Annotated in this window: 14 protein-coding genes and 1 pseudogene; 6 read left to right on the top strand and 9 right to left on the bottom strand. The window is 69.3% G+C overall.

What is annotated here, in order from left to right; genetic code table 11:
- Positions 1-514 (top strand): acyl-CoA dehydrogenase family protein (locus ON39_RS21250; RefSeq protein WP_040736966.1); only part of this gene is annotated, 514 nt, incomplete at its 5' end.
- A 51-nt stretch (positions 515-565) separates the two neighbouring features.
- Here ON39_RS21250 and ON39_RS21245 read toward each other — a convergent pair.
- From ON39_RS21245 to ON39_RS50110, 4 genes and pseudogenes are all read right to left on the bottom strand, one after another.
- The gene (locus tag ON39_RS21245) at positions 566-1276 is read right to left on the bottom strand and encodes an energy-coupling factor ABC transporter ATP-binding protein (RefSeq protein WP_040736964.1); all 711 of its coding nucleotides are present in this window, start codon (positions 1274-1276) and stop codon (positions 566-568) included.
- Complete coding sequence (cbiQ, locus tag ON39_RS21240) at positions 1273-2034, bottom strand: cobalt ECF transporter T component CbiQ (protein WP_040736956.1); 762 nt, start codon at positions 2032-2034, stop codon at positions 1273-1275. The genes ON39_RS21245 and cbiQ overlap by 4 nt, the downstream gene beginning before the upstream one ends.
- Positions 2031-2423 carry a PDGLE domain-containing protein gene (locus ON39_RS50115; RefSeq protein WP_308417897.1) on the bottom strand — a complete coding sequence of 131 codons (393 nt, stop codon included), beginning with the start codon at positions 2421-2423 and terminating at the stop codon, positions 2031-2033. Before ON39_RS50115 ends, cbiQ begins: the two co-directional genes overlap by 4 nt.
- Positions 2406-3068 (bottom strand): annotated as a pseudogene (locus ON39_RS50110) (energy-coupling factor ABC transporter permease); the annotation flags it as partial. The gene ON39_RS50115 and the pseudogene ON39_RS50110, both read right to left, overlap by 18 nt.
- Positions 3069-3201: 133 nt before the next feature.
- Here ON39_RS50110 and ON39_RS21230 point away from each other — a divergent pair.
- Positions 3202-3561, top strand: coding sequence for an ArsR/SmtB family transcription factor (locus ON39_RS21230; RefSeq protein ID WP_373283716.1), 360 nt, complete (start codon positions 3202-3204; stop codon positions 3559-3561).
- A gap of 132 nt (positions 3562-3693) precedes the next feature.
- Here the strand turns inward: ON39_RS21230 and ON39_RS21225 are convergent, their stop codons facing one another.
- Positions 3694-4266: a type 1 periplasmic-binding domain-containing protein gene (locus ON39_RS21225; RefSeq protein ID WP_146251389.1), complete on the bottom strand. Its 573-nt coding sequence runs from the start codon at positions 4264-4266 to the stop codon at positions 3694-3696.
- A gap of 36 nt (positions 4267-4302) precedes the next feature.
- Positions 4303-5784 carry an FAD-dependent monooxygenase gene (locus ON39_RS21220; protein ID WP_040736958.1) on the bottom strand — a complete coding sequence of 494 codons (1482 nt, stop codon included), beginning with the start codon at positions 5782-5784 and terminating at the stop codon, positions 4303-4305.
- A 93-nt stretch (positions 5785-5877) separates the two neighbouring features.
- Here ON39_RS21220 and ON39_RS21215 point away from each other — a divergent pair, with 93 nt between their 5' ends.
- Positions 5878-6537 (top strand): TetR/AcrR family transcriptional regulator C-terminal domain-containing protein, encoded by a 660-nt coding sequence (locus ON39_RS21215; RefSeq protein ID WP_040736953.1) that lies wholly within the window; start codon positions 5878-5880, stop codon positions 6535-6537.
- A gap of 141 nt (positions 6538-6678) precedes the next feature.
- Here ON39_RS21215 and ON39_RS21210 read toward each other — a convergent pair whose 3' ends face one another.
- Together ON39_RS21210 and lexA are read right to left on the bottom strand one after the other, a co-directional pair.
- Complete coding sequence (locus ON39_RS21210; protein WP_040736952.1) at positions 6679-8673, bottom strand: ArnT family glycosyltransferase; 1995 nt, start codon at positions 8671-8673, stop codon at positions 6679-6681.
- A 127-nt stretch (positions 8674-8800) separates the two neighbouring features.
- A complete protein-coding gene (lexA, locus tag ON39_RS21205; RefSeq protein WP_040736950.1) occupies positions 8801-9529 on the bottom strand; it encodes a transcriptional repressor LexA in 729 nt (242 codons plus the stop codon).
- Between the two features lie 318 nt (positions 9530-9847).
- Here lexA and ON39_RS21200 point away from each other — a divergent pair, with 318 nt between their 5' ends.
- From ON39_RS21200 to nrdR, 3 genes are all read left to right on the top strand, one after another.
- Positions 9848-10372: a hypothetical protein gene (locus tag ON39_RS21200; RefSeq protein ID WP_040736949.1), complete on the top strand. Its 525-nt coding sequence runs from the start codon at positions 9848-9850 to the stop codon at positions 10370-10372.
- A gap of 210 nt (positions 10373-10582) precedes the next feature.
- Positions 10583-11839 (top strand): hypothetical protein, encoded by a 1257-nt coding sequence (locus ON39_RS21195; protein WP_040736948.1) that lies wholly within the window; start codon positions 10583-10585, stop codon positions 11837-11839.
- A gap of 229 nt (positions 11840-12068) precedes the next feature.
- Positions 12069-12539: a transcriptional regulator NrdR gene (gene nrdR / locus ON39_RS21190; protein WP_040736946.1), complete on the top strand. Its 471-nt coding sequence runs from the start codon at positions 12069-12071 to the stop codon at positions 12537-12539.
- A gap of 52 nt (positions 12540-12591) precedes the next feature.
- Here nrdR and ON39_RS21185 read toward each other — a convergent pair.
- The coding region (locus tag ON39_RS21185) for a DUF3418 domain-containing protein (RefSeq protein ID WP_040736944.1) at positions 12592-13419 on the bottom strand (828 nt) is incomplete at its 5' end.

The raw sequence follows: 13419 nt of genomic DNA, 5'->3' as shown, positions 1-13419 counted from the left end.
GAGCTCAGCTTCGACCGACGTCCGGGTGCCCGCGGCCAACCTGCTCGGCCAGGAGGGCGCCGGCTTCATCCACCTCATGCAGAACCTGCCGCAGGAGCGCCTGTCCATCGCCGTGATGGCCGCCGCCGCCATGGAGGCGTGCCTGGACATGACCGTGCAGTACGTGCGCGACCGCAAGGCGTTCGGCAAGCCGATCGGCACCTTCCAGAACACCCGCTTCACCCTGGCCGAGCTGGCCACCAAGACCACCGCGGTCCGCGTTCTGGTCGACCGCTTCATCGAGGACCTCAACCGGGGCAAGCTCTCCGTCGAGGACGCCGCCATGGCCAAGTGGTGGAGCACCGAGGAGCAGGTCGAACTCATCGACCGCTGCCTGCAGCTGCACGGCGGCTACGGCTACATGAAGGAGTACCCGATCGCCAAGGCGTACATGGACGCCCGCGTCCAGACCATCTACGGCGGCACGACCGAGATCATGAAGGAGATCATCGGTCGCTCGTTGAAACTGTCCTGACCTCAGGGGGTTTCGGCCTGCCCGGATCGCCGGGAGTGATCCGGGCAGGTGTCAGCTCAGCCGATGCTCGGCCAGAAGTGCCGCGTCGCTGAGGATCTCTTCGGCGGGGCCGTCGGCGACGATGCGTCCCGCGTCGAGGACGACGACGCGGTCGCAGATGCGGTGGGCGTAGGGCAGATCGTGGGTGACCATGAGGAGGGTGGTGGGGAGGGCGGTCAGCACGTCGGCCAGTTCCCGGCGGGCGACGGGGTCGAGATTGGCGGCCGGTTCGTCCAGGACGAGAACCTCAGGGCGGCAGGCCAGAACGGTCGCCAGCGCGGCCCGGCGGCGCTCGCCGATGGAGAGCTGGGTGGGGGAGCGGTCGGCGCGATCGGACATGCCGACGGCGGCCAGCGCGGTGCGGACGTCCTCGGTGAGCTGCGGCTCGCGGACGCCGAAGTTCGCGGGGCCGAAGGCGACATCCTGTTCGACCGTCGGCATGAACAACTGGTCGTCTGGGTCCTGGAAGACCAATCCCACGCGCTGCCGGATGGCACCAACAGTGTTGCGGCTCAACACGATTCCGCCGATATGCACCTCGCCGGATGCCGGGGTGAGCACACCGTTGAGATGCAGCATCAGGGTGGACTTTCCGGCTCCGTTGGGGCCGAGCACCGCTACCCGTTCGCCGGGCATGATGTCGAGGTCGACGCCGTGCAGGGCGCCGGTGCCGTCGGGGTAGGCGAACGTCAGGTCGACCAGACGCACCGCGGGAGTGGTCATCGCAGCGCCCACGCGCTCAGGCAGACGCACATCGCCGCGATGGCCGGGAGGCAACCGGCTATCCACTGCGCACGCGTCGCAGGCCGAGTCCCGAAAGCCGGTACGGTGCCGTCGAATCCGCGCGACAGCATGGCCAGATGCACGCGCTCGCCCCGTTCATAGGAGCGCAGGAACAGCATCCCCGCACCGCGCGCGGTGGCGCCCGCCTGCCGCAGCGTGCGCGGGTCGTCGCCGCGGGAGATCCGCGCCAACCGCATCCGCGCCGCCTCCTCGAGCAGCACATCGACGTAGCGCAGCATCAGCACGACGATGGTGACGATCAATCCCGGAACGCGCAGCCTGGTCAATCCGCCCGGCAACTCGCGCACACTCGTCGTGGCGGCCAATGTCAGCGAAACCCCCACGCCGATAGTCCCTTTCGCCACGATGCCCCACGCCGCGAACAACCCGGTCACCGAGAGGGACACGCCGAGAACCGTCGTCCTCGGCTCGCCCGCGGCGAACGGCAGCAACACCGCGAGCACCACGAACGGCAGTTCGATCAGCAGCCGAGGCCCGATCCAGCGCAACGGGATACCCGCCCACCGCCACAGCCCGAGCAGTCCGAGCGCGTACAAGCCGATGGGCCAGAACAATTCTCGCGGGGTCGCCACGACGGCGAACACCGCGAGCAGCGCGCAGACGATCTTCACCTCGGCCGGAATCCGGTGCGCGGGCGAGCTTCCCGGCAGATACAGGCGATGACTGGAGACCGTCACCTACGTCGACCCCGCGCCGCCGTGTTGCGCCCCGTCCGAATCAGGTTCACCACCGCGAACAACACCGCGAACGCCGCGACCACCCCGAGAACGCCCGCCACACCGGTCAGGGTGTCGTCGCCGTCGATCGTGTATCCGGCCAGCGGCGATTTCGCGAGGTGATGATCCCGCGCGTTCTTGGCGATGCAGTCGCCCTCGAGCTGTTCGCCCCCGTCGACCTGGACCACGGTGCACCCGCGCTGCGTGGTCGCGTCGAGCCCGTCCGGCTCCGAACTCGCCACGTACGACAGCAATCCCGCGACGAGCACGGCCACCGCGGCGAACGCCAGCAGGAACCCGGTGAGCGACAGGCGCGGCGGCGTCGCATCGGTGCGCCGTCGGCCGTTCACCCGCAGCAGATACACGAGATCGGGCCGGGCATTGACCACGGCGACGATCGTGATCGCGGTGATGATGCCCTCACCGACCCCGATCAGCGCATGCGTGACCAGCATGTACCCCGCCACCGCGCCGACGGTCGAGCCCGCGGCGCCGCCCATCGCGTACTCGAGGACGAAACCCGTTGCCGCGCCCACGGTCCCGACCAGTGCCGCGACGAACGCGACGATCCCGATCCCGGCGTCGGCACGCCGGCGCGACAGCACCGGCAGCACGAGCCGGGCGACGGTGTAACCCACCGCGACACCGATCAGCGCCATATTCGTGATGTTCGTGCCCAGCGCGGTCAACCCGCCGTCGGCGAACAACAGGGCTTGCACGACAAGGACGATCGCCACGCACAGCGCGCCGACATACGGCCCGACCAGGATCGCGGCGAGCGCCCCGCCGAGCAGATGCCCGCTCACCCCCGGCAGGATCGGAAAGTTCACCATCTGCACCGCGAAGATGAACGCGGCCACCAGCCCGGCCATCGGCGCGGCCCGTTCGTCCAGTTCGGCGCGGGCCCGCCACGCTGCGTACGCGAGGCCCGCGACCGCGATCACCGCGAAGATCAACGAGGTCGGCGCGTTCACGATGCCGTCGCTCATGTGCATGGCCTGAGTGGTGCGGGAGCTCACCTGTCGACACGATACTCGGAATACCTGACCAGTTGAACAGATGTTCCGTTGTGGGCAGGGACTGGTCGTATTCGCGCAGGACCGGCAGAGTAGACGTGTGGCAGTGAGCATTCCGCTTGATCCCGATCACGCCGACCGGGCCGCGTCGGGTCTGGCTATCGCAGGCATCGAACACTGGGCAGGCCGTTTCGACCTGCTCTCCGACGCGAACCGGCTGCGCCTGCTGGTATGCCTGCACCACGCGCCCGATATCAGCGTCAGCGATCTCGCGGCCGCGGTCGGCATGTCCGGCACCGCCGTCTCGCACGCCCTACGCCTGTTGCGCCAGCAAGGGTGGGTGTCCAGCGCCAAGCAGGGCCGCATCGTTCGCTACCGCCTCGCCGACGACACCATCCACGACCTGCTGCACTGGATCGGCGCCACCCACGCGGAGGAGTCGATCGAGCGCGCGGCCGTCAGTAACACCTGAGTACCCGTGGGCGAGAGCGCCGCGCTCACCACGGTCGAGGGCGCTGGTGGACCCGCGACAAAGGACGGCGAAGAACGGACATCGAGCCGGTGCGGCGGAACGGTCGTCAATGTCGATGGGCAGACCGGAGAGTCAGTCGTCCGTGAAGATCACCTCGCGGCCCGAGAACCCCCAACTCCCACCGGTTTTGGTCGCGCCGCGCAGTCCGTCGAGGACTCCCGGACCCGCGAGTTCGGCGCACAGCGGATCGGCCAGCGAAGCGAAGGCGAGACTGCGCCGCGCGGCCCAGCCGGTGGAGTGCACGAGCCGTCGGCTCAGCTGGACGAAACCCTCGACCGCCGCGGCGAACACCCACACGTCCGGGCTCCCCGCGGTGAGCCGTTCGGCCTGCCGCAGCCACGACGCGGCGTCCTCCGGCCAGTCGACCACGGCCGACACGCGGTGGCCGCGCGCACGCCACGCCGAGGCGAAGGCCTCGGCCGCCGCGACGGAGCAGGCGTCTCGGCTGTGCCCGATGCTGACGGTCGTACCACTTCGCTGATGCTGCCGCGCCATCGCCAGCAGGCGTTCGAGCTCGGCCTCGGTGTGCGGCAGCGGTGCCGGACGGGGCACACGCCAGGCCAGATTGCGCAGCCGAGGCGAGGGCCGGTTCGGCTCGGTGGATCGAGAAGCCCGGCCACTGGACGACTTTCGCCGCGTACTCACACCGTGAAGACGCCACCGCGGGGCCATTCGTGAGAATCAGACCGCCGGGCCGAACCACGTCCCCAGCGCCTCCGGCAGACCCTCCGCGCCGAATTCGTCGCTCACCCAGGCCACGTAACCGTCCGGCCGGATGAGGACGGCGGCGGGTACGGCGATATCGCCGACACCCGGGACGGCCCACCGCTCGTCGCGGGCGAGCGCGTCGACCACGTCGACGCGATCCTGCCAACCGTCCACGGACGGGATCCGGTTTCCGTTGAGCCGCAACAGTATCGGTCGCGCCGAACGAAGCAGTTCATACACCCGCGTCTCCCCGCCTGCCGCGCTGAGATCCCCATCGGGCACCCGCCGTCCGGCCAGCGGATGATCTCCCTTGGTGTCATAACGGATATCGAGCGCGGTGATCATCAGTCCGAGCCGGTGCCGGACCACGTCCAGGTCGATCAGGTCGCCCAGGATGTCCCGCAGCGCCTCGGCGTGCGCGCCGGGCCGCTGCGCCGCGGTCTGCGCCCGCGTGTTGTGCAGCACGCGAGCGCCGACCGCAAGCCGCTCGGACTCGTAGGTGTTTAGCACCTCGTCGAAATCGTTGCCGCGCAGGGCGATCGCCAGCTTCCAGCCGAGGTTGACCGCGTCCTGCACGCCGAGGTTCTGGCCCTGCCCGCCCGCCGGGTAGTGGATGTGGGCGGCGTCGCCGGCGAGGAACACGCGGCCCTCGCGGTACCGCTCCGCCTGCCGCGACGCGTCGCCGTAGTGCGTCACCCATCGCGGGCTGTGCATGCCGAAATCGGTGCCCGCGATCTCGCGGAAGTGGTCACGGAACTCCTCGAACGTCAGCGTCGCCCCGCGCGGCATGACCAGGTCGTGGCGCTGCACGACCAGCCGGTACCAGCCGGGCTCGAACTGCACCGCGGAGAAGTCGCCCGCGCCCCGGCGCCGGCCGAAGAACGGTTCGGCGGGCGGCTCGGCCAGCTCGACGTCGGCGAGCATCCCGGTCATGGTCGCGTCGGTGCCGGTGAAGCCGATGCCGGCCAGCTTGCGGACCGTGCTGCGCCCGCCGTCGCAGCCGACCAGATACTTCGCCCGAATCCGGCGCGTTCCGTCCGGGCCGCCGACCTCCACGTCGATCCCGTTCGCGTCCTGGGTGAAGCCGGCGACCGGCGACGCCCAACGCACCGGTGCGCCCAATTCCGTTGCCTGGTGGTCGAGTTCGCGCTCGACCACCGACTGCAACACCGCGAGCATGTGCGGGTGGCGGGTGTCGAAATCGCTGAAGTCCAAAGGCAGCGCGCCGAAATGACCGGCCTGCATGACGCGCCCCCGCGCGATCAGGTCATCGAGCAGGCCGCGCTGATCGAGGATCTCCATGGTGCGGGCGTGCAGGCCGCCGGCGCGCGACTCGCCCGTGCGCTCGGGCAGGCCGTCCAGTAGCACGACGTCGACCTCGGCGAGTCGCAACTCCACCGCCAGCATCAGGCCCGTAGGGCCGCCACCAGCGATCACGACCTCGGTCGTCTCCATGACCATCTCCTTAACAACGTTAAACCCTTAACGTCGTTAAGTAGAAGCGAACACTGTTAAGCTTGTCAAGAGATTCGATGACAGGAGGCGACGGTGAAGCTCGATACCCAGGTGATCGCCCAGGCGGCGCTGGAACTGCTCGACGACGTCGGCCTCGACGGACTGACCATGCGCAAGGTGGCTGCCGCGCTCGACGTGCAGGCGCCCGCGCTCTACTGGCACGTCAAGAACAAGCGCGAACTGCTCGACGCCATGGCGCGCACCGTCTTCGTCGCCGCCGTCGAGGGCGTCGAGGCGCCGCGCCGCGACGAGTCCTGGCAGGACTGGACGGTCGGGCTCGCCACCAGGCTGCGCCGGTCCATGCTGCGCTACCGCGACGGCGCCAGCGTGCTCGCCGGCACCTACGTCGACGACGACGCCATGTGGCGCACAGTCGAATTGACGCTGCGCACGCTCGAGGACGCGGGCTTCGCGCTCGCCGAGGCCGCGCGCGTCTTCCCGATCCTGCTGCACTACACCGTCGGCTTCGTCATCGAGGAGCAGGCGCGCGGCGGCGCGGAGTACGACAGCAACCCCTACCGCCCCGACCACATCGAGCAGGCCGTCGACGGCGACCGATACCCGCTGTCCGCTACCATGGTCGACGAACTCTTCTCCGCCGATTTCGACGCCGAGTTCGAGTACGGCCTGCGCGTGATCCTCGCCGGAATCGTCGCCACCCGAACCGGGCGAAGTGATTCGGGCGCGGGGTGATTCGAACGGAGTCGCGGGATCATCCAGCGGCTGGCTCCGTTTTGCCTTCGTCGCCCCGCTGTGCGTTCGGGTCAGGTGGCATCGCCGGTCGAACTGTCGATGCCGTAGCGCTACCGGCGCATGAGACGACGCCGGTCGTGGTCAGTGCGTCGGCTTGGTCAGGTCGTAGATGGCGACGTTGCCGATGTGAGTCGAAGAGTAATGTGCCGCAACCCAATCGGCGATCTCCTTGTTGCCGGAGGGGCGCCACAGGTTGTCGGTGGCTTTCGGATGGGGGAGGATGCCGGGTTGGTCGGGGATGCGCCAGGAGTCGGGGAGTCGTACTTCCTGGGCGAGGTAGTACGTGATCTGGTGGGTGTCGACGAGGTGTTGGAAGTCGGGGAGGGTCGGGACGGGGTCGTCGGCGGTGAAGCCGCCGATGGCGATCACGGGGGTGCGGCTGGCGAGTTCGAGGCTCGCGGCGGTGGCGGAGCGGTCGACCGCGGCGGACCAGGTGGTCGTCGTGTTGCGGAGTAGCTCGGCTACTCGGGGTTCGGTCGAGCCGTCGAGGAACGCGGTGACTTCACGCCGGAGTTGGCTTGCGGGGCCCGAAGTTTCGGGTTTGGCGGGCCCGACGGTGGGGCTGCCGCCGACGTGTTCGCGCGGCAGGGTGGCCGTGGCGTAGGCGGAGGTGCCGCCGAGCCCGGCCAGCAGGCCCGCGATCATCAGCACCGAGGTGGCCCTGGCGCGCAGTCTCGCGGGCATTGTGGGAAAAACGCTGACTCCCAACGTTACTGCGGCGAGCACGGTGACCGTGAGCAGGGTCCAGCGCAGCCACGGCAGCCAGTCGGCATTGCGGGCGAGTAGGACGAAGGACCAGCCGCCGGTGGCGAGAACCAATGCGGCGGAACCTATCCGGCCGAACGCGTCGTCGCGTCGCCGCCACACCTCGTGCACGCCCAAGGCGAATGTGCCGGCCACCGCCGGTCCGATGGCCAGCGTGTAGTAGGCGTGCATGCCGCCTTGCATGGTGGTGAACGCGATACCGTCGATCACCAGCCACAGGCCGAAAACCAAAGCCGCCCCACGTATTACGTCGGTGCGTGGGGCGCGCCGCCGGGACGCCAGCACGATGGCGAACGCCAGCAGCGCGGCGGGCAGTAGCCAGGAGATCTCGAAGCCGATCTCGCCGGTGAACAGCTTCCACGGACCGGTGGTGCCGAAGCCGCCGAAGCCGCCGAAACCGCCGCCGGCGTTGTGCGGCATCTCGTAGCCGGGCGGCAGTTCGGCGCGGTTGCCGCCGCCCCGATGGTTATGACCGAGGAATCGGGCGAATCCGTTGTAGCCGAGCACCAGATCCATGAAGGTGTTGTTCGTCGACCCGGCGAGGTAGGGGCGCGACGAGGCCGGCCAGAGGATGGTCAACAGCACGTACCAGCCGGACGACACGATCAACGCCAGTGTCGCAAAGGTCAAGTGCCACAATCGGTTTCGGACTGTGGTGGGCGCGACGATGAGGTAGGCGAGGCCGAGGGCGGGCAGCACCATCAGCCCCTCGAGCATCTTGGCCAGGAACGCGAATCCGAGGGCGACCCCGGCCAGTACCAGCCAGCGCGGGCTCGCGTGCCGCAGCGATCGGACGGTGCAGTAGGCGCCCGCGGTCATGAGCAGCACCATCACCGCGTCGGGATTGTTGAATCGGAACATCAAGGCCACCACCGGCGTAACCGCGAGCACCGCCCCCGCGAGCAGGCCGGCGCCCCGGCTGCCGCTCGCGCGGGCGATGGCGGCGTAGGTGAGACCGACCGCGGCCACGGCCATGAGGGCCTGCGGGATCAACATGCTCGCGCTGCTGAAGCCGAACAGTTGACCGGACAGTCCCATCACCCATTGGGACACCGGCGGTTTGTCCACCGTGATGAAGTTGCCCGGGTCGAGCGAGCCGAACAGCAGCGCCTTCCAGTCCCGCGAGCCGGCCCAGGTGGCGGCGGCGTAGAAGTTGTTGCCCATGCCGTTGACCGTGATGCGCCAGAGGTAGGCGACGGCCGTGCTGATCAGGAGCGCGGCCAGACCCGCCCGTTCCCAGCGGCGCGCCGGCGGCAGGGCGGTCGGGTCGGTCGCGTCGGGCAGGGCCGGGTCGGCGCTGATCGTGGTCACCGCTGGAGCATGACCGGTGCGGCGGTGAGCGCGCTGGGCACTCGCTGGCAATGTGCTGTGAACGCGCCGGGATGTCGGGATACGCGAACGGCCGCACGAATGACCGTGCGGCCGTTCGCGGATGTGCCTAGATCTTGCGGATCACCGTGACGACCTTGCCGAGTACCTGCGCGTCGTTGCCGGGGATCGGCTCGAACACCGGGTTGTGCGGCATCAGCCAGACGTCCTTGCCGGTGCGCTTGAACGTCTTCACCGTGGCCTCACCGTCGATCATGGCGGCGACGATGTCACCGTTGTCGGCGACGTTCTGCTGGCGCACCACCACCCAGTCGCCGTCGCAGATCGCCGCGTCGATCATCGACTGGCCGACGACCTTCAGCAGGAACAGCGAGCCCTCGCCGACCAGCTCGCGAGGCAGCGGGAACACGTCCTCGACCGCCTGCTCGGCCAGGATCGGGCCACCGGCGGCGATCCGGCCGAGCACCGGCACGAACGTCGGCGTCGGCCTGCTGGAATCGGTTGCGGCGGCGTCGGTTTCGTCGACGACGGCGTGCAGGCTGGTGACCGCGCGCCCGACCTCGTCGAGTCCGCGAACGTCCACGGCGCGTGGGCGATTCGGGTCGCGGCGCAGAAACCCCTTGCGCTCCAGTGCGCGCAGCTGATGGGCCACCGAGGAGGTGGACGTGAGCCCGACCGCGTCGCCGATCTCCCGGATGCTCGGCGGGTAGCCGCGCTCGCTCACCGAGGTGCGGATCACCTCCAGCACTTTGCGTTGACGCACGGTGAGATCCGCCCCGGAAACCGCCGTGTCGGCGCCGCCTTCGCTCTCTACGCCCGTGTCGTCTGTGTGCCTCACCGCAACCGCCCTTCCTTGCTGTGTCCGGGCCGATCCGCCGCCCGGCATATCTGTGCATGGCCTGTCTTGAAATTCGTCTCTCGAATCTAGTCCGGTCGAGCCGATGTTTCAAACATCTGTTCGAGGAGTGTCGGGCGTTTCCTGCTGACATTGTCGGTGCCGCGTGGTAGAAATCGAACATCAGTTCTTCGAACACTTGAGCGAACAATGCATCGAAAAGCGGCACTGAACAGCGCAACCGGCCGGTCTCGCCGGTCCGCCCAGCTCGACCGACCCAGCTCGAACACAGACGGAGCACCCACCACGGAGGTTTGTCCGATGAGCACTGCGATCAGCGACATCACCACGGAGATCGGCGCGACCGGAGCGGCCCTCGTGCCGCTCGCGGACATCGGCGAGCTCGATGCCCACGAGGTCGAACCGCGCGACATCGACTCGGCGGAGCTGGATCTCGCCTTCGAGACGGTCCCGCGCGCGCATCGCGGCATGCGCACGCGGGCCGTGGATTCCGCGCGCCGGTCCACCGTCGACCGGCGCCCGCGGGGCGCGCGGCCCGGCGGCGTCGCCGTATACGACCGGGGCGCACGGACTTCGACCGTGCGGCGGCCCAGCGGCGCCCACCCGAGCGAACTGGTCGAGCAGGCGCAGGTCGGTTTCGCGGTGCTGGCCGTGGCCGCGCTGCTGAGCGCGTTCGTGGTGGCCGCGCTCATCACGCTGGCGCATCTGCGCGCGGGGGACTGGGGCGGCGACGCTCCCGCGGGTACGGCCCCCGCAGTCGTCGACGGTCAGTCGCAACCGGTGCCCGAATATGTGCTGCCCCAAGGCGTCACCGCGCCGCGCTGACCCGTCGGCCCGCCCGCGAATCGCGATGCTCGCTCCGCTGTAGGACTTTCGAGCACTCGATGGGCAAGCGCCACGCCGATTGCCGCGTGGTCGCGAAGTGACCGAATTTGTTGATCACCGACTAGAACATGTTGCTAGGGTGCTGAAAACGCGATCTGGCAAAGCTCTTTGCCAGACGCCTTCTGGTCAACGAACGAGTTCGGGACAGCAATGACGCACCTCGCCACCGCCGGACGCTCCACCCGGCTCCTCGCCCGAATCCTCGGGCTCACCCTGTGTCTCGTCTTCGGGCTCGCCTCGATCCCGGCCGCGCAGGCGACACCCATATACACCGACTACCTCGATCTGCCCGCCGTCAACGGGGACGGCGCGGGGGGCGGCGGACTGAATCCGGCTCTGCCACTGGACGAATCGATCCTGTCCGCGGCACTCGACGCGGCGCGCGCGGACGGCGTGCCGCCACGCCGGTACGCGACCCTGCTGCACCAGTACTGGCTGGTCGTCGCGGCCCGCAACGCCGCCATCGACCTCGCGGCCTGGGATCCGGCGCGCGGCGTGCACGCCAACGAGGCCACGTTCAACCAGGTGTACGTCAACTACCTGCGGCTCACCGTGCAGCACCCCGAGTTCTACTGGGCCGGTCTGGCCGGCATCGCGGGCGGCTCGTTCGCCTCCGGCTTCTTCGACATGAGCGACGTCGGCGTGGTGCTCGACCTGCCCGGCATCCATCGACTCGGCGACACCGTGGCCGACCTGTTGCGCGGCACCCCACCGGAACTCGTGCGCGAACTGCCCGCCGACCTCCGCCTGCTCGCGACCGAGGGCCCGCGGCTGAGCGTCGAGGACATCGCCTGGTACCAGACCCGGCTGATGATCATGCAGAAGCACATCTTCACCGACCTGGTGCCGATGCACGAGGCCTACGCCGCGCTCGGCCTGCGGGGTGTCGACGAGATGTCCGAGGCGGGCGTGCTCGACGCCGACATCCACACCGCGTGGCGGTCTCTCGCCTCCGGTACCCCCGAGGGCAAGGTCGACGCGCTCATCCGGATGACCGACCGCGAACAGAACCGGGTGATCGCCGACCAGTGGGACGAGACCTCGGCGGGCCGCGCGCCGATCGGCCGCGTGCTCACCTACGTCAGCACCATCGCGGGCAAGCCCGCGGTGCCCGGCGTGCGCGCCCCCGGCGTGTTCGCCCCGGCCACCGTCCGCGCCGACGTCGGCGGCCGCACCCTCGCGCTGCGCACCCCGCTGCCCGACTTCAACTGGGCCGACCGTGACACCCGCTGGACCTACATCACCGGCGACCTCGTGCCCCGCCACATCGACATGGAGTCGAACCCCGCGCTCGCGCCCGCCGTGCTCGGCGAGTCGTTCTGGAACAAGCTCGCCCGCGGCCGCCTGGTGCCGCGCCTGCCCGAACTCATCGCCGACCTGACCTCGCAGTGGCAGATCGTCGGGTAGCGCCCCGGCGAGCGGGCGATCGGGGGTCGATGCCGGCCGGTAAAGGGTGAGTGGGACAACCCGAGTACCCGGACAGGTATCCTCGAAGGGCTATGCAGGTATTCCGCATATCGCCTGAGGTTTACCTGGTGCCGGGGTCCAGGCCCCTGTACACGCGCTCGCCGGGACGGTCACCCCGATCGGTTGCCGGGCCGGCCGCGAGCGCGCGCATCGACGAAGGATCTCTCGGATGCATTGCCCGTACTGCCGACACCCCGACTCCCGGGTGGTGGACTCGCGCGAGGCCGACGAAGGCGCGGCCATCCGCCGTCGCCGCGCGTGCCCGCACTGCGGGCGGCGGTTCAGCACGGTGGAGACCGCGATCCTGTCCGTGGTCAAACGCAGCGGCGTCACCGAGCCGTTCAGCAGGGAGAAGGTCATCCGCGGCGTGCGCCGCGCCTGCCAGGGCCGCGAGGTCGACGATGACGCGCTGAACCTGCTCGCCCAGAAGGTCGAGGACGCGGTGCGCGCCAAGGGTTCTCCCGAGGTGCCGAGCCACGAGGTCGGCCTCGCCATCCTCGGTCCGCTGCGCGACCTGGACGAGGTCGCCTACCTCCGGTTCGCCTCCGTCTACCGCTCCTTCACCTCCGCCGCCGATTTCGAGCGCGAGATCCAAGAGATGCGCAGCGCCCGCGAAGCGGCGGCCGTTCCCGCCGAATAAACAACCGCCGCAGACTGTTTGATTTTCCGCACACCCAATGGCGTGCGGAAAATCAAGAAGTGTGCGGCTGCTTGACCGCGGCGATGGCGCGCTCGATTCGCTTGGCGGACACCGGGTATGGCGTGCCGAGCTTCTGCGCGAACAAACTGATCCTGAATTCCTCGATCATCCACCAGATCTCGTTCACGGCCGGGGTGTGGCGGCGATTCTCCGGTAGGGATTTGACGAGGCGGTCGTACGCGGCGATGGTGCGGTCCAGCTCGATCATGCCCTGGCGATCGCGGACTGCCGACCCGGGTAGGGCCTCCAGACGGACCAGAGCGGCCTGGAGGTAGCGGGGGAGTTCACGCAGTCGATCGCTGCCCCATTCGGAGACGAAGCCGGGGAAGACGAGGTTGTCCAGTTGGTCGCGGACGTCGTCGGCGATGTCGCGCTCGGAGGTCTGCGCCAGCGCCACCGAAACCCGGTGGGCCTCGGCCAGAATCGGCACGACCAGGCGCACCAGCCGCGCCACGGCGGACACGAAATCGGGCCTGATCCGCGCCACCAGCGCGGCGAAATCGTCGGGGTTGTGCACGGGTCCGCCAGCGGCGTCGATGAGCTCGTCGGCGGCCGCGGCGCGGCAGTCCTCGATCAGCGCGTCGAGCGAGCCGTACGGATTCTGGCTCAGCGCAAGGCGTTCCGTCGGGCGCAGGCTGGAGGTTACCGTCCGGACCGACGTCGGCAGCGCGTTCAGCACGAGCGCGCGGGTGCCCGCCCGCATCGCACTGGCCTGTGCGGCAGGCGAACTCAGCACCCGCACCGCCACGCCGTCGGCCTCGGGGACCAGGGCGGGGTAGCCGGTGACGGTCTGCCCGGCGACCTCGCGGCGGACCGTCGG

The sequence above is a fragment of the Nocardia tenerifensis NBRC 101015 genome (assembly GCF_000308715.1).
Taxonomy (GTDB): Bacteria; Actinomycetota; Actinomycetes; order Mycobacteriales; family Mycobacteriaceae; genus Nocardia; species Nocardia tenerifensis.
This window is presented reverse-complemented; position numbering and strand designations above follow the sequence as displayed.

Coding starts and splice junctions, on each gene's coding strand:
- ON39_RS21245 (WP_040736964.1), bottom strand. CDS start 1,276: ATGACCACTCCCGCGGTGCGTCTGGTCGACCTGACGTTCGCCTACCCC.
- ON39_RS21220 (WP_040736958.1), bottom strand. CDS start 5,784: ATGGAGACGACCGAGGTCGTGATCGCTGGTGGCGGCCCTACGGGCCTG.
- ON39_RS21200 (WP_040736949.1), top strand. CDS start 9,848: ATGAGCACTGCGATCAGCGACATCACCACGGAGATCGGCGCGACCGGA.
- ON39_RS21195 (WP_040736948.1), top strand. CDS start 10,583: ATGACGCACCTCGCCACCGCCGGACGCTCCACCCGGCTCCTCGCCCGA.
- nrdR (WP_040736946.1), top strand. CDS start 12,069: ATGCATTGCCCGTACTGCCGACACCCCGACTCCCGGGTGGTGGACTCG.